This is a genomic window from Streptomyces sp. NPDC000229 (genome assembly GCF_040300825.1).
Taxonomy (GTDB): domain Bacteria; phylum Actinomycetota; class Actinomycetes; order Streptomycetales; family Streptomycetaceae; genus Streptomyces.
The window spans coordinates 40,448-61,309 of the sequence record NZ_JBEPEL010000034.1; the positions used below are offsets into that span (position 1 = coordinate 40,448).

General features: G+C 67.4%; 31 protein-coding genes. 5 read left to right on the forward strand and 26 right to left on the reverse strand.

What is annotated here, in order from left to right:
• Positions 1-57: 57 nt before the first annotated feature.
• Together ABT360_RS18425 and ABT360_RS18430 are read right to left on the reverse strand one after the other, a co-directional pair.
• The gene (locus ABT360_RS18425) at positions 58-591 is read right to left on the reverse strand and encodes an alkyl hydroperoxide reductase (RefSeq protein ID WP_351817015.1); all 534 of its coding nucleotides are present in this window, start codon (positions 589-591) and stop codon (positions 58-60) included.
• An 18-nt stretch (positions 592-609) separates the two neighbouring features.
• Positions 610-1,167: a peroxiredoxin gene (locus tag ABT360_RS18430; protein ID WP_351817018.1), complete on the reverse strand. Its 558-nt coding sequence runs from the start codon at positions 1,165-1,167 to the stop codon at positions 610-612.
• A gap of 255 nt (positions 1,168-1,422) precedes the next feature.
• Between ABT360_RS18430 and ABT360_RS18435 the strand changes: the two genes are divergently transcribed.
• Positions 1,423-2,547 carry a hypothetical protein gene (locus ABT360_RS18435; protein WP_351817021.1) on the forward strand — a complete coding sequence of 375 codons (1,125 nt, stop codon included), beginning with the start codon at positions 1,423-1,425 and terminating at the stop codon, positions 2,545-2,547.
• Between the two features lie 63 nt (positions 2,548-2,610).
• Here the strand turns inward: ABT360_RS18435 and ABT360_RS18440 are convergent, their stop codons facing one another.
• The 4 genes from ABT360_RS18440 to ABT360_RS18455 all read right to left on the reverse strand — a co-directional run bounded on the left by ABT360_RS18440 (position 2,611) and on the right by ABT360_RS18455 (position 5,651).
• On the reverse strand, positions 2,611-3,696 hold the full coding sequence (locus ABT360_RS18440) for a methyltransferase domain-containing protein (protein ID WP_351817024.1): 1,086 nt from the start codon (positions 3,694-3,696) through the stop codon (positions 2,611-2,613).
• Entirely contained in the window at positions 3,693-4,649 is a 957-nt protein-coding gene (gene tgmB / locus ABT360_RS18445; RefSeq protein WP_351817027.1) for an ATP-grasp ribosomal peptide maturase, read from the reverse strand. Before tgmB ends, ABT360_RS18440 begins: the two co-directional genes overlap by 4 nt.
• A gap of 17 nt (positions 4,650-4,666) precedes the next feature.
• Positions 4,667-4,888, reverse strand: coding sequence for a hypothetical protein (locus tag ABT360_RS18450; RefSeq protein ID WP_351817030.1), 222 nt, complete (start codon positions 4,886-4,888; stop codon positions 4,667-4,669).
• A 376-nt stretch (positions 4,889-5,264) separates the two neighbouring features.
• Entirely contained in the window at positions 5,265-5,651 is a 387-nt protein-coding gene (locus ABT360_RS18455) for a hypothetical protein (protein ID WP_351817033.1), read from the reverse strand.
• A gap of 160 nt (positions 5,652-5,811) precedes the next feature.
• On the opposite strand from ABT360_RS18455, the gene ABT360_RS18460 reads away from it, so the two are divergent.
• Positions 5,812-7,158: a transcriptional regulator gene (locus tag ABT360_RS18460; RefSeq protein WP_444852269.1), complete on the forward strand. Its 1,347-nt coding sequence runs from the start codon at positions 5,812-5,814 to the stop codon at positions 7,156-7,158.
• A gap of 47 nt (positions 7,159-7,205) precedes the next feature.
• Here ABT360_RS18460 and ABT360_RS18465 read toward each other — a convergent pair whose 3' ends face one another.
• The 20 genes from ABT360_RS18465 to ABT360_RS18560 all read right to left on the reverse strand — a co-directional run bounded on the left by ABT360_RS18465 (position 7,206) and on the right by ABT360_RS18560 (position 18,422).
• Positions 7,206-7,478 (reverse strand): hypothetical protein, encoded by a 273-nt coding sequence (locus ABT360_RS18465; protein ID WP_351817038.1) that lies wholly within the window; start codon positions 7,476-7,478, stop codon positions 7,206-7,208.
• A 76-nt stretch (positions 7,479-7,554) separates the two neighbouring features.
• A complete protein-coding gene (gene nrdJ / locus ABT360_RS18470; protein ID WP_351817040.1) occupies positions 7,555-9,699 on the reverse strand; it encodes a ribonucleoside-triphosphate reductase, adenosylcobalamin-dependent in 2,145 nt (714 codons plus the stop codon).
• A gap of 2 nt (positions 9,700-9,701) precedes the next feature.
• The gene (locus ABT360_RS18475; RefSeq protein WP_351817043.1) at positions 9,702-10,109 is read right to left on the reverse strand and encodes a hypothetical protein; all 408 of its coding nucleotides are present in this window, start codon (positions 10,107-10,109) and stop codon (positions 9,702-9,704) included.
• Positions 10,106-10,489 (reverse strand): hypothetical protein, encoded by a 384-nt coding sequence (locus tag ABT360_RS18480; RefSeq protein ID WP_351817046.1) that lies wholly within the window; start codon positions 10,487-10,489, stop codon positions 10,106-10,108. The genes ABT360_RS18475 and ABT360_RS18480 overlap by 4 nt, the downstream gene beginning before the upstream one ends.
• Positions 10,486-10,806 carry a hypothetical protein gene (locus ABT360_RS18485; RefSeq protein WP_351817049.1) on the reverse strand — a complete coding sequence of 107 codons (321 nt, stop codon included), beginning with the start codon at positions 10,804-10,806 and terminating at the stop codon, positions 10,486-10,488. Before ABT360_RS18485 ends, ABT360_RS18480 begins: the two co-directional genes overlap by 4 nt.
• Positions 10,803-11,996 carry a hypothetical protein gene (locus ABT360_RS18490; RefSeq protein ID WP_351817051.1) on the reverse strand — a complete coding sequence of 398 codons (1,194 nt, stop codon included), beginning with the start codon at positions 11,994-11,996 and terminating at the stop codon, positions 10,803-10,805. The genes ABT360_RS18485 and ABT360_RS18490 overlap by 4 nt, the downstream gene beginning before the upstream one ends.
• 3 nt (positions 11,997-11,999) lie before the next feature.
• A complete protein-coding gene (locus tag ABT360_RS18495; protein ID WP_351817053.1) occupies positions 12,000-12,206 on the reverse strand; it encodes a hypothetical protein in 207 nt (68 codons plus the stop codon).
• Positions 12,203-12,568, reverse strand: a complete 366-nt coding sequence (locus ABT360_RS18500) for a hypothetical protein (RefSeq protein ID WP_351817055.1) — start codon at positions 12,566-12,568, stop codon at positions 12,203-12,205. Before ABT360_RS18500 ends, ABT360_RS18495 begins: the two co-directional genes overlap by 4 nt.
• Positions 12,565-13,182 carry a topoisomerase gene (locus ABT360_RS18505; RefSeq protein ID WP_351817119.1) on the reverse strand — a complete coding sequence of 206 codons (618 nt, stop codon included), beginning with the start codon at positions 13,180-13,182 and terminating at the stop codon, positions 12,565-12,567. Before ABT360_RS18505 ends, ABT360_RS18500 begins: the two co-directional genes overlap by 4 nt.
• Positions 13,064-13,369 (reverse strand): CHC2 zinc finger domain-containing protein, encoded by a 306-nt coding sequence (locus ABT360_RS18510; RefSeq protein WP_351817122.1) that lies wholly within the window; start codon positions 13,367-13,369, stop codon positions 13,064-13,066. Before ABT360_RS18510 ends, ABT360_RS18505 begins: the two co-directional genes overlap by 119 nt.
• Positions 13,370-13,479: 110 nt before the next feature.
• Positions 13,480-13,632 (reverse strand): hypothetical protein, encoded by a 153-nt coding sequence (locus tag ABT360_RS18515; RefSeq protein ID WP_351817057.1) that lies wholly within the window; start codon positions 13,630-13,632, stop codon positions 13,480-13,482.
• Positions 13,629-14,006 (reverse strand): hypothetical protein, encoded by a 378-nt coding sequence (locus ABT360_RS18520; RefSeq protein WP_351817060.1) that lies wholly within the window; start codon positions 14,004-14,006, stop codon positions 13,629-13,631. The genes ABT360_RS18515 and ABT360_RS18520 overlap by 4 nt, the downstream gene beginning before the upstream one ends.
• A gap of 15 nt (positions 14,007-14,021) precedes the next feature.
• Positions 14,022-14,885: an AAA family ATPase gene (locus tag ABT360_RS18525; RefSeq protein ID WP_351817063.1), complete on the reverse strand. Its 864-nt coding sequence runs from the start codon at positions 14,883-14,885 to the stop codon at positions 14,022-14,024.
• Positions 14,886-14,898: 13 nt separating this feature from the next.
• Complete coding sequence (locus tag ABT360_RS18530; protein WP_351817066.1) at positions 14,899-15,282, reverse strand: deoxycytidylate deaminase; 384 nt, start codon at positions 15,280-15,282, stop codon at positions 14,899-14,901.
• A 62-nt stretch (positions 15,283-15,344) separates the two neighbouring features.
• Entirely contained in the window at positions 15,345-15,782 is a 438-nt protein-coding gene (locus ABT360_RS18535; RefSeq protein WP_351817069.1) for a hypothetical protein, read from the reverse strand.
• Positions 15,779-15,904, reverse strand: coding sequence for a hypothetical protein (locus ABT360_RS18540; RefSeq protein WP_351817072.1), 126 nt, complete (start codon positions 15,902-15,904; stop codon positions 15,779-15,781). Before ABT360_RS18540 ends, ABT360_RS18535 begins: the two co-directional genes overlap by 4 nt.
• Before the next feature lie 4 nt (positions 15,905-15,908).
• On the reverse strand, positions 15,909-16,397 hold the full coding sequence (locus ABT360_RS18545) for a hypothetical protein (RefSeq protein ID WP_351817075.1): 489 nt from the start codon (positions 16,395-16,397) through the stop codon (positions 15,909-15,911).
• 45 nt (positions 16,398-16,442) lie between these two features.
• Positions 16,443-17,375, reverse strand: coding sequence for a hypothetical protein (locus ABT360_RS18550; RefSeq protein WP_351817078.1), 933 nt, complete (start codon positions 17,373-17,375; stop codon positions 16,443-16,445).
• Positions 17,372-17,731: a hypothetical protein gene (locus ABT360_RS18555; protein ID WP_351817081.1), complete on the reverse strand. Its 360-nt coding sequence runs from the start codon at positions 17,729-17,731 to the stop codon at positions 17,372-17,374. Before ABT360_RS18555 ends, ABT360_RS18550 begins: the two co-directional genes overlap by 4 nt.
• A 313-nt stretch (positions 17,732-18,044) precedes the next feature.
• Positions 18,045-18,422, reverse strand: coding sequence for a hypothetical protein (locus tag ABT360_RS18560; RefSeq protein ID WP_351817084.1), 378 nt, complete (start codon positions 18,420-18,422; stop codon positions 18,045-18,047).
• A 265-nt stretch (positions 18,423-18,687) separates the two neighbouring features.
• On the opposite strand from ABT360_RS18560, the gene ABT360_RS18565 reads away from it, so the two are divergent.
• From ABT360_RS18565 to ABT360_RS18575, 3 genes are all read left to right on the forward strand, one after another.
• Positions 18,688-19,659, forward strand: coding sequence for a hypothetical protein (locus tag ABT360_RS18565; RefSeq protein ID WP_351817087.1), 972 nt, complete (start codon positions 18,688-18,690; stop codon positions 19,657-19,659).
• A 69-nt stretch (positions 19,660-19,728) separates the two neighbouring features.
• Entirely contained in the window at positions 19,729-20,409 is a 681-nt protein-coding gene (locus ABT360_RS18570) for a hypothetical protein (protein ID WP_351817090.1), read from the forward strand.
• A 74-nt stretch (positions 20,410-20,483) separates the two neighbouring features.
• Positions 20,484-20,822, forward strand: coding sequence for a hypothetical protein (locus ABT360_RS18575; protein ID WP_351817093.1), 339 nt, complete (start codon positions 20,484-20,486; stop codon positions 20,820-20,822).
• Positions 20,823-20,862 lie beyond the last annotated feature (40 nt).

Sequence of the window (20,862 nt, forward strand, 5' to 3'; positions counted from 1 at the left end):
AGGGGCCCACCGACACGGATGTCGGTGGGCCCCTTCGTACGACCTGCGCGCAGGCGGCTACTCGGCGAGGACGGCCTCGGCGTCGAGCGTCGCGCCGACCGCCTGGATCACCGAGGCGATCTTGAACGCCTCCTGGATCGTGTCGCGGTCCACGCCGGCCTTGCGCAGCACCTGCTCGTGCGAGTCCAGGCACATGCCGCAGCCGTTGATCGCGGAGACGGCGAGCGACCACAGCTCGAAGTCGACCTTCTCCACACCCGGGTTGCCGATGACGTTCATCCGCAGACCGGCGCGCATCGTCCCGTACTCCGGGTCGGAGAGCAGGTGACGCGTGCGGTAGAAGACGTTGTTCATCGCCATGATGGCGGCGGCGGACTTGGCCGCCTGGTACGCCTCGGGCGAGAGGTTGGCCTTGGCCTCCGGCTCCAGCTCGCGCAGGACCTTGGGCGAGCGCGAGGCGATCGCGCAGGCCAGGACCGTGCCCCACAGCTGCTGCTGGGGGAGCTCGCTGTTGCCGATGACCGAGCCGAGGTTCAGCTTCAGGTCCTTGGCGTAGTCCGGTATGGCGGACTTCAGTTCGTCGAGAGCCATGTCAGATCAGTCGCCTCGTCACTCGCCGGACAGGAGCTTGACCGGGTCGAGGGTGTCCTCGCCCTTGGTCCAGTTGCACGGGCACAGCTCGTCGGTCTGCAGGGCGTCCAGCACCCGCAGGACCTCCTTGGGGTTACGGCCGACGGAGCCGGCGGTCACCATGCAGAACTGGATCTCGTTGTTCGGGTCGACGATGAAGACGGCGCGCTGGGCGAAGCCGTCCTCGCCCTCGACACCGCAGTCGCGCATCAGCTCGTGCTTCGAGTCCGCGAGCATCGGGAAGGGCAGGTCACGCAGGTCGGCGTGGTCCTTGCGCCAGGCGTGGTGCACGAACTCCGAGTCGCCGGAGACGCCGAGGATCTGGGCGTCACGGTCGGCGAACTCGTCGTTCAGCTTGCCGAAGGCGGCGATCTCGGTGGGGCAGACGAAGGTGAAGTCCTTCGGCCAGAAGAAGACCACTGACCAACCGTTCTTGAAGTCCTCCGAAGAATACTCCTTGATCTCCAGCTTGTCTGCGGACGGGCCTTCTACGCCCATGAGCTTCCAGGCGGGGAACTGGTCACCAACAGTGAGCAACGTTCTGTCCTTCGGTAGTGCTGAGGGGTTGGACGCCTCACCCTGGCACAGTGTGATCAATAGGGAGAAATTGAAGAAACCAACCCGATTGATAGGTGTGTCCGATAAGCGGTGACCTATGTCCGGAACGCTACGCGAGTAGGTGGCTCACCTCACAGTGTAAAGATGAGAACGGAGCGATGAGAACCTAAAACGATCTTGTGTTCGTGATTGGATTCACCGGAAGTTCACACTCCGTTTGCAGGGGGTTCACCCATGGGCCGACGCGGACCGTCGTCACAGGAAGTCATCAGCACGCACCCGATCGGGAGAGTGCTGGGGATACCTGCGAAGGGTCAGCGTGACCGAAGACTTGCGATAGCCGGATACGGACTCATTGTTGCAACCGCCTTCACGACGCTCACTCTCACCTCAATAAGCGACGACCGTCCGGCCGCCTCCGGACGTGGGGACGTGGGTGGACCGGAGACGGAGACCTACCGGGCAACGCATGACCCTGGCTACATGCCCACCTACCTCGACGGCGGAGGCGGCATTGCAGGCGTGCCGCTGACGGAGGAACAGCGCAAGGCCCTCATACGCGAGGCGATGCGCCGGGGTATGTCCGAGCGGGACGCCTACTCCCTGGCCTACGGCGACAACGCCACCATCCACACGGCCCCGGACGGCACAGTGCACGCGCACCCGGAGGATGTCGTCGTACCTAACCACCCAGTCTTCATCAAGGCGGCCCCGGCCGAGCTGAAGGGGTATTCAGGGGGCGCCGATCCGGTCCTCAAGGGGGGCAAGGGAGCGTCCGCAGCAGGCGGAGGCACCAAGACCTCGGGCGACTCCTCGTCGGCAGCCAAGAAGCCAGGGAAGGCCGCAGGGGAGACCGGCAAGACGAAGCCGAAGGACAAGGGCAAGAGTGCGCCCTCCGCCGGCACGACGTCCGACGAGCCGTACTACCCAACTAGCGGCGAGAAGGTCTACGAGGACGAGAACGAGCTGAAGGAAGTCCTGCCCGACCCCTTGGAGGAGGTTGTCGATCAGGTGGGCGTCTTCTCGCTCTGGCTGGACACCACGTCACCCGGCACGCCGCAGTCGGTTGGGCTCGTCGAGGCTGAGGGCAACAGGCTGACGATGACGGTCGAGGCGCCGCTCGCCCACGACCTCGAAGTGACCACCACGGTTAGGGCGTCGTTGAACGACGAGCCGGGGGTCGAGCATGTCGTGACGACCGTCGTCACCCGCAACGACACGGGTGAAGTCCTCGCGAAGGAGACTGGCGCCTGCCTCAACCCGCACGCCGTCTCGGCCCTGGCCATTGAGCAGACGGTCGACGCTGTACTCGAAGCCCGCGAGGACGCATTCACGACCGCCACGGAGCAGGCCCAGTAAGGAAAGAGCCCCGGCCATCCGCCACGGGGGGAGCGGACGAGCCGGGGCTCTGGACTGGGGTCCCTATGTGGGGGGCAGCTCCCATGAAGGGCCGTGGGGCTCCCGGTACCAGACCCGCTGACCGGCCGGTGTGATCGTGAGGCCGAACTCCTCCCGCGCAGGGGTGCCGTGCGGGAAGTGCTTGGCCAGTTCCTCGACCGCATCCCAGAGGCGGCGCGGTCCGGTCTGCCGCACCTTCCCTTCGACATGGACGCTTGCGGTTGAGCCGTCGGCGGTCCACAGGCCCACGCCTGTGAGGCGGCCCTCGTCGTCCCGCCAGGAGCACGAGTTGTAGCCGGGCAGAGCGAGGGAGAGCGGGAACTTCAGCCGATCGAGCACATCCTCTGCCGGCACCTCGGTTCGCTCGGCCTCCTGAGCCTCCAGCTCCGCGAACGCGGGAGGCTTCCCCGGCTCGCGGCGGGGCATGAAGTGTGCCGGGAGGGAGAGGAACTGTCCTCCCGCCTCACCGCGGCCCGAGACAGTGACCTGGGCGACGCCGAAGCCGATGGGGGCGACGATGATCGCCCCGTCGCGCGCCTGGCTGAGGAGTGCGGGCGGGATACACCGGAGCCCGGCCGTGGCGATGATGCGGTCGTACGGGGCGCGGTCCTCGTGCCCCTCGGCTCCGTCCCCGGTGATCACGGTGGGGTGCAACTTGGCGCGGGACAGGCGCATGCGGGCGAGTTGCGTGAGAACGGGGTCCACGTCCACGGTGACCACGTTGTCGCTCCCCAGGCGCCACGCGAGTAGGGCGGCGTTGTAACCGGTGCCTGTGCCCAGCTCGTACACGGTGTGGCCGGTGTCGGCGCGTAGGGCGTCGAGCATGGCCAGCATGAGCCCCGGCTCGCTGGAGGACGAGGTTGGGATACCTCGCTCGTCGAGCTGCGTGGTCAGCGCCGTGTTCGAGTAGACCGTTTTCAGGAAGGCCGGGTCTCCCACGGTCACCTCCCGCCACCCGCCCTGTTGGTCCTGCCGGTAGAAGGAGTGGACGAAGAGTTCTCGCGGCACGTCGGCGAAGGCTGCGAGCCACTCGCTCGTGCGGCCCTGGCCGAGGGCGCCTGCGAACTGGGCGCGCAGCTCCTCGGCTGTCGCGTCGCTGTGCCGTGTCATGCGGTGTTCCCTTGCAGGTAGTCGGCGTGCGCGGCAGCGATGGGCAGGCCGGTGCGATTCTCGACCCACGCCCAGGTGCCGGCGGGATTGTTCTCGAAGAACACCCACTCGTCGTCGGGTGTCACGGCGAAGTCGAATGAGCCGAAGACGATGCCGTACGAGGCCATGAAGCGCCGCACAGCCGTCGCCACCGCGTCCGGCACTTCCGTCGTGCCGTATTCGATGTGCTCGTAGTCGGTGCGCCAGTCCGTGCGGGCCTTCTCGGACGTGCCGAGGAGGGTGCCAGCGAAGAGGTTCCCGTCCACGGCCACCAGGCGCACTTCGTACTGCTTGGGGATGGCCTCTTGGATGTAGTGGGCGGTCAGGCGGAGGCTGTCGTCGAAGTCGTCTGGCTCGATGCTGTGGGTGGCGACCATCAGCGCTCGATCCTCGCCCGTGTGCAGTCGGCCGCCGAGGACCGGCTTGCAGATCAGCGGTCCATTCACCTCCTTGGCGAAGGCGCGGGCCGCGTCCGGGTCGTTCGTGATCAGGCTGCGAGGTACTCGCAGGCCAGCGCGAGTGGCTGCGACGAGTTGCTGTGGCTTGTGGGCGGCGATCCGGTCGTAGTGCGGGTTGTTGATCCAGCGAACAGGCAGAGCCGAGAGAAGGTTCAGCATTGCGGCGTCCGCCTGGTTCTGGGCCCAGGTCGCATACGGCTCGGCAACGGTGTCGGCGATGACGGGACGGCCGGGCCGCCTGTAGTAGACGGCCCGGACGTTCTCCAGCCGCACCGATCGGCGCCCGTCGTCCAGCACGCCTTCCCAACCTGCTGCGGTGGGCCCGTGGCCGGCGGCCAGGGTCACCTTCTGGGGGAAGTCGGCTGAGTCGAACCGCATCACAGGAACGTCCCGCTGGTTGAGCTGGTCAACGACCATATCGGCGGAGGCGTCGAGCTGCTCAGCGACGACGAGCACGGGTCGGGCGGCAGACATCAGGAAGCCGGGGCGAAGTAGGGGTCGGACACGTCGTCGCCCTGGCCGTCGAGGTTGGTGTCGGTGGTCGAGGCGGCGTGCTCGGCGGTGTGCCAGGCGGAGCCGTCCGCCTGGACGTTGAGCTGACGCTCCTCGTCCCAGGTGACGCCCGCGATGGACGTGGTGACCAGGCACGGCTTGGAGGCCGCGCGGGCGGCGAACGGAATCGTTGCGGTGGTCATTCGACACTCCCAGGTGCGTTCCCAGCCCTCTCGGCGGTTGCGCGAGAGGGTCGTGCGCCCGCCTCGACTGCCCGACCTGTCCTTCTTCACGGGGGGTGCTAGGCAGTCGAGGCGGGGTTCAGTCTCCGCCCCCGAGGGTGATGCAGCCAGGGGGAACCGGGTGCGTGGTCACTCGGGGGCGGAAGTTCATTGGTTGACGATCCAGAGCGCCCAGCCCACGGTCAGCGACGCGAGGATCATGAGGCCCTGGAAGACCCACTGCCGCCAACCGAGGGGGCGCCGCGGTGGGGCTTCTGGTCGCTGAAGATGGCGAGCAACAGGGCTGCTCCCAGAGCCAGTACGGTCACGACGTAAGCGATCTGCTGGGCTTTCGGGCTCACGTAACACCCGCTCCGTGCCTCTCGGTGTAGACGCTGATCAGGCGCCGAGTCAGGTTGGCGACATCACGCATGTAGTTGAAGGCGCCGAAGACGGGGGTGACGCTCGTGGGGCGCGTGGTGAGATCGAGCAGCCGGTACGCCTCCTGGAATAGCTTTCGGACCTCTGGGTCCGCGTCGGCGCCGAGTTCCTCGGCCATCACCTCGCGAAGGTGGCCGAGGAGGCGGTCAACCGCGAGGTCGATGTCCCGGCGGGTGGAGGTGCCCAGTTCCATCCCCGAGGCGGCGTCGATGCTGGCGGTGATCAGTTCCACGTCAAGCGGCATGGCCTTCGCGTCCTCTTCGGTGAGGCGGAGCACTACGAACCGGCGGTTTGCGAGACTCACGACTCGCCCCCTTCGCGGCCTTCGAGTAGCGGGTGTGCGCTCCTGATCTGGCGACTTGGTACATCAAGGTAACACCGAGCGTGAGGAGTTGGGTACCGTGTTGGGGGGTGTCGAAGGGTGTCGCTTTCGACCCGCGTTAACCGGAGGCCCTGACGTGAAGATGCGCAACGAGCAGCTTGCAGACCACTTGGCCCGGTCCGGCATGAGCCGGGCGGAATTAGCGCGCCGCATTAAGGCGAAGGCTCGCGAGTACAAGCAGCCTCACATTGCCCCAGGCGTGACGCGCATCAGGTGTTGGATCGAAGGCGAGAAGCCTCGGGCGCCTATTCCGGACATCATCTCCGATGTCTTCTCGGACCACTTCGGCTTCCGCGTCACCACGTACGACCTTGGCTTCGGCGAGGGTTCTTCGGTGGACTCCGCACTCGTCTACGACACCTCGTTCACGGCTACCGTGAAAGCAGTTGCCGAACTCGGGAGAGCTGACGTGGACCGACGCAAACTGCTTGCAGCCGCACCATTCGCTGCGGTCGCCGGGGTTGGGCCCTCGCGCGACTGGCTGATGAACACGCTGGACCAGGAACCGACCAGCGGGCCTCGCGTCCGGCTCGAAGACGTGACGGCCGTCAAGTCGATGTTCGAGACCTTCCAGCGCATGGACATCTTCCAGGGCGGAGGCTCTGGACGCCTGGTGTTGGCCGACTACATGACCCAGCACGTCTATCCACTGCTCCGCCGGACGCACACCGAGCAAGTCCGGCGGGCCCTGTGCGAGGCCGCCGCAGAGCAGACCTACCTTCTCGGCTGGATGGCCTACGACTCCGGAGAGCACGGCGTCGCTCAGCGCTACCTCATTCAGGCGCTCCGCCTGGCGGAGGAGTCCAAGAACGCCGCCCTGGGCGCCCACGTCCTCGCCGGCATGGCGGACCAGGCGACGCTACTCGGTGACCCGCAGGAAGGGCGGCGCCTCGCCCAGGCAGGTCGGCACGGCCTGAGCAAGGCCGAGTCGCCCGCCTGCCTGGCGGACTTGTGGTGCCTCGAAGCGCGGGCCCTGGCCAAGCTCGGCGACAAGGTGGCCGCGAGCCGGGCCGTCGTCCAGTCGGAGACCGCGTTCGAGCGAGTTCGTCCGGAACAAGAACAGGCGTGGGCGGAGTTCATCGACCCTGCCTACCTGCACGGAGAGCACGCGATGACGTTCCGCGACCTTGGCGAGCCCAAGTCGTCGGAGACGCACGCCTTGCGTTCGATCGAGCACGCGCACGCGCAGAAGCGGGCTCGTCGCGGGGCGATGTCGCAAGCGGCGCTCGCGGTCAGCCATGTCCAGCGAAAGGACGTGGACTCGGCTTACGCGGCCGGGCTGCGGACCCTAACCCTGGCCAGTCAGGTCAAGAGCACTCGCGCAGTCGAGGCCGTACAGGATCTTCGTCGGCGGATGCAGCCCTTCGGGAAGAACCGGCTCGTTGCCGACTTCAACGAGCGGGCGCTCGCGGTCGTCCAGGCTGCCTGAGCGATACGCAGAAGGTCCCCGCGTGCGGTACGTGGGGACCTTCGTGTTCAGGCGGCCGGGGTGAGGGCGACGAGGAGAGGGCCTGCGGCCTTGCTCCAGTCGCGCCCGGCTTCCACCGCGGATTTGCCGGCGGCAGTGATGCCGTCCCGCACGGGGACGAGGAATGTCTCGCGCCAGTGCTCCTGAGTGTCGGGAGTCATGCCGCTCGCCGTGACGGCCGCGCCGACCTTCTCGTCCAGGACCGCAGCCGCCTGGCTGAAGTCGTCACCGGTCCACTCGTCCGCGTGCTCGGCGACCAGCGCCCACGTCATCTTGAACATGGTCACAGCTTAACGTTGGAACGCGCGGAAGGGACCTCCCAAAGGAAGGTCCCAACTTTACATGCGCGCAAGGGAGTTACCTGACCGGACAGGCGCCGGTCGAGCAATCCTCATCGGTCGAGTCCTCGACCCGATACGACTCGTAGGCGTCGAACTCCTCGCGGGTGATGCGCTCGTACGGAGCCTGCGGCCTGGTGCCGTCGACCATGATCGTGGTCCCCTTCAAGTGGGGGAGCCACACCTCGATCACGTCCGCCGTCTCGTCGAGGTCCAGGCCCTCGGGCACGTTCGCGGTGAAGCTCACCGCGTTGTCGGCGTACTCGGTCTGGTACATCGCCTGGAAGGCGAGCATCTGGGCGAGGGTCAGCTCGTCGGCCGACTCCACCAGGTCCGCCGGATAGCCGCGCGCCTCGACCTCGGCGACGAGCTTGTCCAGCGTGGGGAACTCGACGACCATCGTGTTCCCGCTCGGGTCGTAGACGCACGGCTCGACCTTGTACCCCTCGAACTCGAACTGCGCCACCTTCGCGGCCTGGTCCGGGTCGGCTATCGAGAAGCGGACGCGCCGCAGGAAGGTGCGGGCGTAGACGGGGTGGATTCCCTCCGTGACGCCCGGCATCTTCGCGATCGTGCCCGTGGGGGCGACGGTCGTGACCTTGACCGGCTCGGGGATGCGCAGTTCGAAGGCGTAGTCGCGGGCGGCCTGGCGGACGACCCGCTTGAGACGGCCGAGGAGAAGTCGGAAGCGGGTGTGTGCCGGCGCCTCGCTGTAGCGGATGCCCTGCTTCGCGAGGAAGCCTTGGACGCCCAGGTGGCCGACGCCGATCCGGCGCTGTGCGGCCAGGCGCTCGGCCTGCTCGGCGTCGTTCACGTCTCCGTACGTCGCGCGGACGAGGAAGCGGGCCATCAGCTCGTGCGCCCGCTTGAGGCCGGTCTCGTCGTACGCCTCGTGCCCATTCAGTACGAAGGCGTCGAGGTTGACGTGCCCCAAGTTGCAGTTCTCCCAGGGCATGAGCGCGATCTCGCCGCACGGGTTCGTGGCGACGACCTCGTTGGGCTCGCCGACGTTCGAGGCGGTCGAGTTCCAGTAGCCGGGCTCGCCGTTCTTCAGCATCCCGTCGACCACCTTGCGGTGCACCATGTAGGCCAGCTCGTTTCCGCCGGGGCCGAAGTCGTCGTGCTTCCCGTTGGACAGGTAGTCGATGAAGTCCTGGTCGATCTCGACGGAGATGTTCGTCGTCCAGTGCCGCGAGGGGTCGCTCTTGCAGCGGAGGAAGTCCTCGATGTGCGGGTCGTTCCACGCGCAGATCGCCATACGGGCCGAGCGGCGGTTGCCCCCGGAGACGACGCACTCCGCGATGGCGTGGTCGATCTCCATAGCCTCGGTGGGCGTGAGGTAGTCGGCGTCGTGCCAGAGGCCGGACTCGCGGGCCGAGGTCGACAGGACGCGGCCGATCTCCTGCATCATGCGGGCGAACGGGGCCGGGCCCGAGGCGACGCCGCCGAAGGTCTTCAGGCGGGCGCCCTTCCCGCGCACGCGGCTCACGTCGTACACGCGGTCAGCGTGCTTGACCTCGTCGTCGGTCATGTGGGTGTCGATCAGGTCGACCAGTGCGGCGGCCCAGCCCTCGCGGGAGTCCTCGACCTCGAACGCTCCGGTCCAGTCCGAGTCGTAGTCCGTCGAGAGGACACCCGCGGCCTTCATGTCCTCGTAGTCGGGGTGGGCGGGGTCGCACACGATGTGCACGGTCAGGGGCCGACGAGGGGCGCCGTACTGCTTGAGGAAGCGGGTCGAGTAGTTGGCGCCGACACCGCCCCCTTCCATGAGCCGCAGGAAGGAGAACTCGAAGTGCCGGCTGAGCTTCTCGCCCCACCCGCTGACGTGGCAGTTGAAGAGGTACTGGCGACCCTTCACGCCGGACGCCCACAGGTGGCGCCCTGCGGGCAGTACGGCGAAGCGGTCCATGAGGGCGACCAGCTCGTCATGCTCGGCCCGTACGCCCTCGCTCCAGCCCTCGGCGGGGCCGTAGACGAGGCCGAGGTTCCCGGCCACAACGCGGCGGACCGTCTCGGGCCACGTCTCGCGGGAGCCGTCCGCCTTCGTGCGGCTGTAGGTGCGCTCGTAGACGGTCTGACCGGTGGGGCCGAACGGGACAGAGGCGGTGGTGATGGGTCTCTCCTTCGGGGTGGTGGTGTTGGTGGTGATCAGCAGCTCGGCCAACGTCAGACCGGCTTGTTCAACATGACGGCCAGAACTTTGATCAGCCGCTTGAGCGTTCCGGCGCTGTACGCGGACAGGTCGGACAGCACCTTGACCTGCGCCGCCGTCTGCTCGGCGGTCGGCTCCGACAGCGCCAGGTAGGCGAGGCTCATGTCGATCCGCTCGTCCAGGTAGCCGATCGCGAATGCGGCTTCGGCGTGCAGGCTGTCGAGGGCCTGCTCGTCCTGGTGCTGAGCGACCTCGGCCTCGGTGTAGGGCCGGGCGATGACCACCCCGTCCGCCTGGCGCTCGTAGTAGGTCAGGGTCGCGTCGTCCCAAAACTCGTACTCCTCCGGGGCCATGCCGGTGGGAGCTTCCACGCCGGGCGCGGACTCCTCGACGGGCGGCTCCTCGGGCAGGGGTTCGCTCACGCTGCGGTCTCCAATTCGTCGTAACTGTCCACGTAGTCAGTGCCGTTGAGGTGGGCGGCGAGCTTGCCGACCCCGCGCTCAAGGCGGTAGCGGATGGCCCGGTCGGTCACGGCCTCGCGGGCAGCGATCCGCCGGTCGTCCCAGTCGAGGCCGAAGCGCATGAACAGCGCCCGGCGCTCGACCAGGGAGAGTGGGGCCGTCTTCCAGCCCCGCCGGATGTCGGCGAGGTGGGCGAACAGGACGCCCGCGGATTTCTTGTCGACGGTCCCCTTGGGCATGTCTGCATCCGGGGCCGTGGGGTTGCGGATGCCGTAGGCGGCTTCCACGTCCCACACGGCCGGAAGCAGGTGCTCGACAAGGCGTCGGTCGTACCCGCTCACACACGGCCCTTATCGGCCGCGTCGCAGGCCGCTTCGTAGGAGGTGTGACGGATGCGGTACTTGGCCTCGGTCTTCACTCGGTCGACCAGATCGAGGACCAGGCGGTGATAGAGGACGCCAAGCCCGAGGTTCGGGTCGGCCAGGCACTCGTTCACCATCGCGGGCTTCGTCGCCAGGATGATCAACGCCTCTTGCCGGGCGTCCTCGTACTCCATCGTCAGCGTGTCCTCGTAGCCGTCCGCAAGACGCCGAGCGGCCCGGCCTGCGAGGGCCACTACCTCGGGCAGGTCGAGGACCCGCCAGTCGGGGGCAGTCACCGGACCACTTCCTTGACCGGCACGGCGCCGTCCTTCGTGACCATGACCATCAGGCCGGGCGCCCCGCGCGTGCCCTTCAGGTGGCGCCACCACGTCGACTCGGACTCCATGGCGGGGACCTGCACGAAGGTGCGCGGGCCGTCCGTGTCGACGAACTCGTGGTGCAAGTGACCGGCCAAGAGGAGATCGGCGGTGTGCATCGCGCTCGTCTTGTCGAAAGCCTGGCCGCGCCACCAGTCGAAGTGACGGCCCGGCTTCCACTGGTGCCCGTGGGCGTGGGCCACGACCGTGCCCGAGCACTCGACGACGACAGTCAGTTCGTCCGTGTCGGGCACGAACACCTCGACGTGGGCGAACTCCTCGCCCGCCAGGGCCAGGGCCTCGCTTACCGAGATCAGCGCGTCCGTGTCGTGGCTGTCGTCGTAGCGGGTCGTCCCCTTACCGCCCGGCCGTACGGCCTCACCGTGGTTGCCCGGCACCGCGACGACCGTCAGCCGGTTCGCCATCGGCGCGAAGCGGATGATCGCGTACGCCATCAGTCGGCGGGTAAGGCGGATCTGTTCCGTAAGGGTGAGCTGCGTCCGCCAGACGTTCGCACCGCCCTGCGAGACGTAGCCCTCGACGTGGTCACCGAGCCACGCGAGGTGGACGTGCTCGATGTCGAAGCGCTTCTGGTACTCAGTGAGCAGCTCGGCGGCCCGGTCGATGCAGTGCATCGCTCGCTTCAGGGTGCCCTCGTAGCCGTCGCCGTCGATCTTGCCGAACTGCATGTCGCCCAGGGCGACGATGTACGTGAACTCGCCCTCGTCGTCGTCCTGGACGAAGCCGGGCGCCTCGTCGAAGACGGTCAGCAGCTCGTCGATGTCCGGACGCTCAAGAACCGCCGGCACCTTGCGGCGGCCGAAGGAGAAGCGGGCGGAGACGCCGGGCTCACCGCTGGCCATGGTCCATTCGCTCGACCGGAAGCCGGTGACCTCCCACTCGGCGGGGTCGAGGTGGTGAGCGCGGAGCACGTCGGCCGCCGTGGACTCGGGGTCGATGCCCTCGGGGCCCCGGACGGTCACCTCGGCCGCGTCGCCCGACACCTCTATCTGACGGGTGAAGTCCTTCTCGGGGTCGGCCTGGCGGCCGGGGACGGCCGGAGCGGTCGGCGTACGGAGAAGGTCGTTCAGCAGCTCGGAACGGTCCAAAGTTTACACCCCATCACGGAGAGAACGGCGGTACGTGCGGATCGTGGAAGCGGACACGGTGTGCCCGTGCTTGCGCAGGACGAGGGCGAGGCGCTCGGCCGAGGAGCCGATGTCGAGAAGGCGGAGGACGACGGTCTCCCGTACGTCGGGCTCCAGCTCCTCGTAGATGCGCTTGAGGGTCGGGCCGGGGGCGCCGGGCAGGTCGCTCACTTCCCCTCCCCGTCGATCTGGCCGATGGCGGCGACCGCGAGCGAGGCCAGACGGACGAGGCCCTTGCGGATCTCCTCGGGCGTGCGCCCGCCGAAGGCCGCGAAGGCAACCTCGATCGCCAGGCCATCCACGCCCAGGACGCCCACCTCGCCCCGGTCGGCGTTGATGATCGCCCACTCCTCGCCCCTCTTCCGGTAGGCGTCGGTGCCCCGCTCGGGGTACACGCCGCCGACGAGGTGAGGCGGCAGCGGGCCGACCTCGTTCGCAGCGGCCTGCACCTCCGCGAGCACAGCCGCGAGCGGGTCGGCCTTCCGTGCCGGCGCCTTGCGAGGGGTGGCCTTCTTGGCGGGGGCGGTGGTCACTGGTCGTTCTCCTTGATCAGGTCGAGAAGGGCCTGAGCGCCCCCCTGCATGTACGTCTCGCTCACGTCGCCGTCCCGCAGCCGCACGCCCTTGGCGGATCGCAGGGACCGGCAGATTCGAGCGGTGAACTCCGCGCCCGCGTCGTCCGGATCGCCCCAGATGCGGACGCGGTTGAAGCCTGCGAGCATCCGGCGGTGCCGTCCCTGCCAGAGGGAGGCGCCGGGAATGGCGACCGCGTGAAGGCCGATCTTGCGGAGGATGATCCGGTCGAGTTCGCCCTCGGTCACCTCGATCGTGTCCCCGGCCTGGTGCACGTCGGCGATGCCGTACATGCGGGGTGGGTCGTCCTTGATCGTGTTGTACTTGCCGTGGAATGCGGCCCGGTGGTCGTGCTCCTCAAGGCAGCGAAAGCGCACGGTCAGCGGGGCGCCGTTGCGGTCGAGGTACGGGATCGCGAGCATTCCGCGGAAGCGCTCATGGCCGGGGAACGGGTGGTCACCGACGACGCCAAGCCGGTGTGTAACCGCCTCCTCGCGGCCGATTCCCCGGTCGAGGAGATACCGCGCGACGCCCGGCGTAAGAGCTGCCTGATACGCGCTCGTCGCCTCCTCCAGCATCTCGCGTTGCGAAGGCGAGAGAGGCTGCAAGGGCTCGTGCTCCGACAAAGTCAGTGCCTTCCTTTTCCATGATCAGATTGAATGAGTCACCGCCCTTCCCGCAGGAGTGGCACTTCCACAGGCCCTTGTCCGTGTTGAAGGACATGGACGGGGTGTTGTCCTCGTGCAGCGGGCATGCCGCCATGCCCGTGACGCGGTGCGAGTTGAAGTCGATGTCGTAGTGCTCGAAGACGGCTTCGAGGGTGGGCTTCTCGTGGTCCTGGTCTTCGTGGTCGCTGTCGATCCGGCGGAACCTCACGGCACCCGCCTTCCGACGAACCAGCCCTTCCGGTCGTCGTAGCCGAGGGACTCCAGCCCTGCGGCCCCGGCCGTATCCGGATCGAAGTGGTTCAGCTCGTCGACCAGGCGCTCGTACTCGGCGGCCTCTTCGAAGGTGGTGGCGTTCACTCGGCGTCGTCCAGGCCGAAGTACGCCTCGACCGTGGTCAGGACGAACGCCTTGCGCCAGTTCTTCCCCCGGCGCTTGACGATGACGACCGACTCCACGCGGTCCGGGTCGATGCCCCGATGCTTGGCGAAGTTCAGGCGCTCGCGCTGCGCCTCGTCGAGGAAGGGCCCCGGCTCGAACCGTGCGTTCTTCGCCTCGACGATGGTGAAAAGGCCGTCGTCCTCACGTATGGCGAGGTCGCCCTCGTCCTCCGCTCCCGTCAGCCGCAGCCGCTCTACGTCTTCACCAACGGACCGCAGGCCCGCCATGAGTTCGATCTCCCAGTCGGCACCCTTGCGCTTGTTGGCCCGGTTGCGCGTCGTGATCGTGGTCAAACTTTACACCGCCTTCTAGTTGATCAGGGCATCCGTGGGAGACCAAGGCTTCGCGGGAGTAGCCGCCGGCACCGCGCGTTCGAGCTTGGAGAAGCGCGTCACCTCGGGGTGGCACCGCATGCTCGCGTACCGCCTGGCCGTGGGGTCGCAGGGCCCCATGCGCTGTTTGATCACGGCGACCCGGTACTCGTGCGAGGTCGGGTCCAGCGCCACGGAGAGGGACAGCTCCGGCTTCTCCGAAAGGCCGCCCTTCACCTGGTCACGGGACGGCGGGGCCCACGGGTCCGACTTCGCTTCCCAGCTCTTGTCGCTCGCGTGATGCAGGACGATCACGGTCGCGCCGGTCGCGCGGGCCAGTTCAGTAAGGCCGCTCATCACGGCCATCTGCTCGGTGTAGTCGGACTCGGCCCCGTCGAAATCCATCAAGTTGTCGAAGACGAACACCTGTGGGTAGGCGTCCCACAGTTCGATGAACGCCTCCAACTCCTCGTCGATGTTCTTCCAGGTGATCGGCGAGCCGAAGGCGAAGGTGATGTTCGAGCCCGCGAGAGCGGACAGGTACTCCTCGCGATGGCGTCCGCCCGCAGCCATCCCGGCTTCGACCATCTCCGTGGTGTCGCCGGTCGCCATCGACGCAAGGCGGGACGAGGCGGTGAAGGCCGACATGTCCGCGCTGAAGTACAGCGTGGGCAGGTTCATCATCGCGGCCCAGTACAAAGCGAAGCCGGACTTCTGAGTTCCCGACCGGCCCGCGATCATGATGACCTCGCCATGGCGCGGACGGCACCCCATCCCGTACAGGGCGTCGAACGCCTCAACGCGCGGCAGCTCCTTGCCGGACTCGGCATGCAGCGCCAGCGACCTTGCGGGGGTCAGCACTGAGCGGCTCCTCTCATCTGTGGACGACGCGGCGAATGCCCGCCGAGCGGATCAGGGTCGTGCAGGCCGGGCACGGCATGCGGGTGACGTACAGGGTCGAGCCCCGGAGCTGAGTGGGGTCGGCGTGATGGATGGCGTTGGCTTCGGCATGGACGGCCGCGCAGTTCGAGTAGTCGGAATCGCGGGCGCAATCCTCGGTCGTGAGCCGCCCCCTTGGGCAGTTCGCCGCCGTCGCGCAGCCGGGCAGTCCCGCCGGCAGGCCGTTGTAGCCGACGCTCAGCACGCGGTTCGTACGGGACAGGAGCACGGCGCCGACCTGCGCCCGCGTGCAGTCGGCACGGGTCGAGACGGCTTCGGCAATGCTCATGGCCCAGCAGTCCCAGTCGGGACGGGTCACGGGTCCTCCAGACCCGCGAGGCGGGGGCCAGCCGGACGACCGGCCCCCACACCTCGCGTGCGTCAGTCGAAGTCGGGGGCGTCGGCGACAGCCGCGTTCACGGCGGCCTCGCGCGCCTGCGCGTACTCGATGACGGCCTTGCGGACTGCGGCGTCGTTCACCGGACGCCAGACCCACGCGGGGTGGGCGCCGGGCCGCTTCGGCGGAACCTGATCCAGCTTGACGATCGTCGCGTTGCCGACGACCTTCTCCAGGTCGCGGGCGAGAAGGGTCTGTTCGACTCGCGTACCCTTGTTGATCTCGGGAGAGAGCTTCTCCAGGCTCTCGCGGTCCTTGAAGATGGTGATGTCGCAGAGGGCGGAGTCCTTCGGCCCGTTGGGGGTGGGGCGCTGGGACTCGTAGCTGTTGACCTCGATCAGGAACGCCACCGCGTCCTTCACGTCGGCAGGCTTGAACCAGCCGCCGCCAGCGGTCGGGATTTCGACGAAGGTCAGGGTCACTCGGTTTCTCCTTCAGTGGTGATGTCGTTGCGGTAGTACGGGGTCGGCTCGGTGAAGCGCGGGACGATGACGGAGCCCAGCGCGGAGACGACCAGGACGAAGGCGAGGATCACGGCAGGCACGGACTCACCCGTTCTTCAGGGCGGAGCCGCGGGCCTTGTACGCGGCCATGACGGCGGGGTCGGCGAACATGGCCTGATTGGCGGCCCAGAGCTTCTTCAGCTCGTCGATGCTGGGCGCCTTCTCGATCTCGCCGAGAATCCAGGCGGACTTGTTGTCGGAGGTCTGCTCGGGCTTCGTGGCCGAGGCAGCCGCCCACGGATCGTCCGCCGGGGCCTGAGCGGGAGTCTCGGAGATGACTCGGGCGTCGAGGATCGAAGCGATGTTGCCCTTGCCGTGCGCGAGGTTCGTTGCGTTCACAACGAGGTCGCTCAGCGAGAGTCCGGTCTCATCTTTACACTCGAACCCGAAGTAGTCGCAGATCAGCTCGCGGACCTGCCTCACGGTGCCACGGAACACGGCCCAGGTGTCCTCGTAGCTCTTGCCGTATTTGATGGTGACGCCGATCGTTCCGTCCGCGTAGGACGTTACGAGTTCCGCCTGATCTGCCTTCACTTCAACTCCCTCTCTCTTGGTCCAAACTTAACACGCGGGCCGGGGTTATGCAGCCTTCGTTTCTGTGACGCCGCTCACCCACGGGCGCATCGCGCCCTTCACGCTGCGGGTCGCACGAACGTCGAGGGCCAGGCGCGCGGCGGCCCACCCGATCTCCAGGTCGACCCAGTGAAGCGTGCACTCCCCGGAGCCCGCCGGCAGGTTGATGATGATGCCCCACTTCCGCGACACCCCATGCAGTGGCGTGTACGCCTGCGCGGCCTCGTCCGCCGGAACCTCCCGCTTCTTCCAGGCCGCGAACGCCTTCTTGTCCGTGCGGTCCACGGGGAAGCGGGTGTAGTCGTAGAACTCGCCGCGCGAGTACACGGCAAGCTGCATCGCCATCTTGAGGGCGCCGTACTTCGTCGTGCCCGTCTTCAAGTCGCCGATGAACAGGCCCTCGACATGGTTGCCGTCCGGGTCGGGCCCGGCGTATTCGAGGGTGCGGTCGAACGTTCCGCCCGTGCGCAGCTCGGGCACCACGACGAATCTCTCCACCGCGCGAACCTGGAACTCGACCGTCTCCATCAGGTACGCGGCCATGTCGCGCCGGTCCAGCTCGGAGGTGCCAGCGGGAAGGGGCTCACCGCGGTCTACGTACTCGGACAGCGTGTGAAGGTGGGTGCCCTTCTCCCGCTTCACGTTGGCCCCGGCGATGTCCTGCGCCTGTTCGGCGAGCTGGTTCAGCCTGCGCTTGTCGGCCGGGTCCTCGGGGTCGAGCTGCCTCACCACGTCGAGGAGGTCGGGCCGCGTGGCGGCGCCGATCAGGGTGTTGCGCGACTTCCAGTCGGAGAGGGCGCTCTTGTCTTCAATGCAGTCGATGAACGTCGTGGTGCGGGTCAGGGCGACCGGCTTGCCTCCCTGCTTCGGGACGACGAGCGGGCGGTCCCATCCGTCGCGGGGGACGGTCGGCGCGGGCGTCAGGTCGACGAACTTCAAGCGGTGGCCTCCATGTCTTCGGTGGTCTCGAACGGGTCTTCAGGGGCGATGGGGACCAGCCACATGCGGACCGATCCGTCGTCGAGAAGCTCGGGCTCGGCCTCGTCCTCGTCGAGCGGCTCAAGGCCGAGGAGGTGGATCACGGCGAGAGCCTTGCGCATGTGCGCAGGGGACGTGTCGGGCTGCACGATCAAGGCCCGGTCCCACGTCGAGTTATCCCCGACCAGCTCCATACCGGACGGTAGGGTCAACTTGCTACCCGCAAGCACCCATCGGCCGACACTGTCAGTGGCGAGCGCGTACAGGTCCGGCAGTGCGCCTTCATGCGGCACGTCCTCTTTGTCGCGGACGAACAAGCACTTCGTGCTGTAGAGAGGCGACGGTCCTACATCGGTCCGCAGTATTCCTGTCAGCGGCGTCATTGCCATTGCCCCCCCATGTGTAAACATTGGACTTGCTGGGACCTTTCTACGTGGGCCCCTCGCAGCCTGTCAACCGTTCGACTCCTCTGGGTCACGCCTCGGATCGCCACACAAGTGCGTGCCAGGTGAACGTAAGGTGAACACTACATAGGGGCAGGTCAGGGGCACCATGCGACTTGAGGATGAGAAAACCCCCCGCTGGTCTCAGCCGGGGGGTTGATACGAACAAGATTCGAACAAGGGCAAGCTAGTCACGCGCCTGGTTGCCGGTCTTCAGCTTGGGGGCGCGGATGAGGTCTGCGTCGCCCGGCTCGCGCGGGACATAGAAGAAACCCTCGGTGGTGTCCTCGTCGTAGTGCACGACGAGCTTGTCCTCTTCGAGGGTCTGCTTCCAGTTCGCCAGGCGCTTCGTGTCGCGCTCGTTGAGTTCGCGGCCCGCCCGTAGTCGGGCCTCAGCCCTGAGCATGATGGCGGGGTAGAGATGCCTGTGCTCGGCCTTGACCTTCCAGGGGATCAGGTCGTCAGCTCGGAGATTGCGCCGGTCAAGGCCCTTCCGCCGGCGGAAGGCGGCCCACATGGGAATCGTTGTCTCGATCCCGTACTTCTCCCTGTAGGTCTGCTGCATCCACTCGTACGTTCGATTCTCCTCGAACCAGCGGATAACTTCTGTCTCATCTTGGATCTTCCTCGGCGGCATGTGTCCCCCATCTGTGATCGTTGCCTCAATCCGTCGGACGAGTACAACCCTGCGCTAACAAGGTAAAGGTTGACCTACAGCCGATGATCGTGTCAAGCTGTGACCGGACAGCAAAGCTGTCCTTCCAAGTAAACAGGTGACCCCGGCAGCGCGCCAACGCTCCGGGGTCCGGCACTGAGAGTGGTAGCTCCCAATGCAGATCCATCGTATCCCGACGCACGATCGGGACTTCGTGATCATCGCCAATAAGGCGATCCAGGACCCGCGCATCTCCCACACGGCGCGCGGCATCCTCGCCCTCGTCCTGTCCCTGCCCAGCGGGGTCAAGGAGAACGTTCGCACCCTGTCCGACAACTACCCGCAGGGTCGATCCGCGGTGGCTAAGGCCGTCAAGGAGCTGCGCGAGTTCGGCTACTGGGTGACGAAGACCGCCCGCGACGACGAGTCGAACCAGATCGTCTCGACCGTGGACGTGTACGAGCTGCCGAACCTGGCCTCTGCCCCGGTTCCCACCCGTCCGGTCACCAGTCCTGCGGCTACTCGGAACACGGGCACGTCCCCTAACGGGGAAAAGGACTCTTCTAAGTACGGGGAAAAGAACCCTCCCTTCCCTCCCGTCGAGGACGAGCCGACGCCGCCCGCGCCCGAGGTCGACAGGGAGGGGGAGAGCGACAAGAGCAACGGCAAGCAGGAGACCGAGGCCGCTCGCCTCCTTCGGCGCTTCGCTGCGATCGACCCCCGCCTCAAGCTCTCCGAGAAGCAGGTCGGCAAGCTGGTGCCGTCCCTCGCTGACTGGCTGGACCGTGGCGCCACCATCGCCGAGATCACTGACGCCGTGACGCAGGGTCTCCCCAAGAAGGTCTACAGCGCCTCGAAGCTGATCGAGGACCGGCTCGACCGCAAGCGGCCCGAGCGCAAGCGCCAGTGGCGCACGTACGCCGACTGCGCGACAGACGGCTGTGGCCGCCTCCTGCCCGCAGGCCAGGAATCCGGTATCTGCGGCGTCTGCTCTGGCGTCGAGCTGAGCGACTTTGCCCGCGAGCTGATCGCCGCTTCGCAGGCCGCTGACGACCAGGCCCAGCCCGCAGAGAACGCCTTCGTCGCGAACTACCGCGAGCGCGCCGCCGAGGCCCGCGCAGCCATGGCACGTCCGTCCCGCGTCTGACGGCCCCCTCGAACTTTCTCCTCTTCCGCACAGCCTCTGAAAGGCACTGCCATGTCTCAGCCTGCCCGCATGCCCCGGTACGCCTACGTCGTCGGCGGCCTGGTGCTCGCCGTCGCCCTCGCGATGTCGGCCCCCGGCGAGTACCAGCTCGCCCGCACCGCCGGATGGAACGAGTGGGTCGCCGCCGGTATGCCGGTCTGCATGTCCGTGTATGCCGTCGTGGCGGTCTGGTTCACCGAGAGCCGCGCCAAGGGCGAGAAGGGCCGTGGAAGCGCCATCGCTGGCGCCGTGGGCGCCCTGGGCATGACTCTCGCCGGTCAGGTCGTCGCGCACTGGATCTCCGCCGGATACATGACCTCCTCCAAGGAGCTGGTCGCCGCCGTCTCCGCTGTCCCCGCGATCGTCGCCGGACACGTCGCCCACATGGTCATCCGAGCTGCGAAGTCTGTGCCGGCGGAATCCGCAGTGACCGTCGAGGACCAGACCGAGAACGAGCACCAGGACCAGGACGCCGAGCCCGTTCAGCCGACCCTCGACGGCGAGGAGCCGCCGGTCGACGAGGTGGCCAAGGCCCGCGCCAAGCGCCGCCCCGGCCGCCCGGCCCCCAGCATCGACGAGATCAAGGAGGCCGCGAAGACGCTGATCGCCCAGGGCCGTGAGGTCAACGGCCCGAACCTCGCGAAGGCCATGGGGCGCGACCGCCGTACCGGTAGCCGCTACCTCTCCAGGCTCAACGAAGCCGCTGCCTGACAACTGCGACCCGCACCCGCCCATGGGGGACAATCTCAACAGCGAGAGTCCCCCATGGGCGAGGAAGCGGAGAGATGGACGTAACGATCACCGTGCGCGTGTGTGACAAGTGCAAGAGGCGGGACCGGCCCGCGACTCGCTACAGCCTCTCGACCGAGGGGGACGAGCCCAAGACCCGCGACCTGTGCGATGAGGACGCGGCCCCCGTGCTCGAAGTCTTCGACCTCACCGTCAGCGAGGCGGGCGAGCCCGAGCCTGCCCAGCGTGAGGACAAGCCCCCGGCCCAGAGGAAGGCGCCGGCAGCGAAGGCCGCGAAGAAGGCCCCGGCGAAGCAGACCGCGAGCCGCAGGCGGGGCCGGACGCCGGTCATGTCTCTCGAAGAGATCGAGAAGCTGAAGGCCAAGAAGTCCTGAGACGCAAGAAAGCGCCCCCCTGCCGACCCGCGAGGGCCAC

Coding starts and splice junctions, on each gene's coding strand:
- ABT360_RS18425 (WP_351817015.1), bottom strand. CDS start 591: ATGGCTCTCGACGAACTGAAGTCCGCCATACCGGACTACGCCAAGGAC.
- ABT360_RS18435 (WP_351817021.1), top strand. CDS start 1,423: ATGGGCCGACGCGGACCGTCGTCACAGGAAGTCATCAGCACGCACCCG.
- ABT360_RS18440 (WP_351817024.1), bottom strand. CDS start 3,696: ATGACACGGCACAGCGACGCGACAGCCGAGGAGCTGCGCGCCCAGTTC.
- ABT360_RS18450 (WP_351817030.1), bottom strand. CDS start 4,888: ATGACCACCGCAACGATTCCGTTCGCCGCCCGCGCGGCCTCCAAGCCG.
- ABT360_RS18460 (WP_444852269.1), top strand. CDS start 5,812: ATGCGCAACGAGCAGCTTGCAGACCACTTGGCCCGGTCCGGCATGAGC.
- ABT360_RS18465 (WP_351817038.1), bottom strand. CDS start 7,478: ATGTTCAAGATGACGTGGGCGCTGGTCGCCGAGCACGCGGACGAGTGG.
- ABT360_RS18510 (WP_351817122.1), bottom strand. CDS start 13,369: ATGGCGGCATGCCCGCTGCACGAGGACAACACCCCGTCCATGTCCTTC.
- ABT360_RS18560 (WP_351817084.1), bottom strand. CDS start 18,422: ATGCAGCAGACCTACAGGGAGAAGTACGGGATCGAGACAACGATTCCC.
- ABT360_RS18565 (WP_351817087.1), top strand. CDS start 18,688: ATGCAGATCCATCGTATCCCGACGCACGATCGGGACTTCGTGATCATC.
- ABT360_RS18570 (WP_351817090.1), top strand. CDS start 19,729: ATGCCCCGGTACGCCTACGTCGTCGGCGGCCTGGTGCTCGCCGTCGCC.
- ABT360_RS18575 (WP_351817093.1), top strand. CDS start 20,484: ATGGACGTAACGATCACCGTGCGCGTGTGTGACAAGTGCAAGAGGCGG.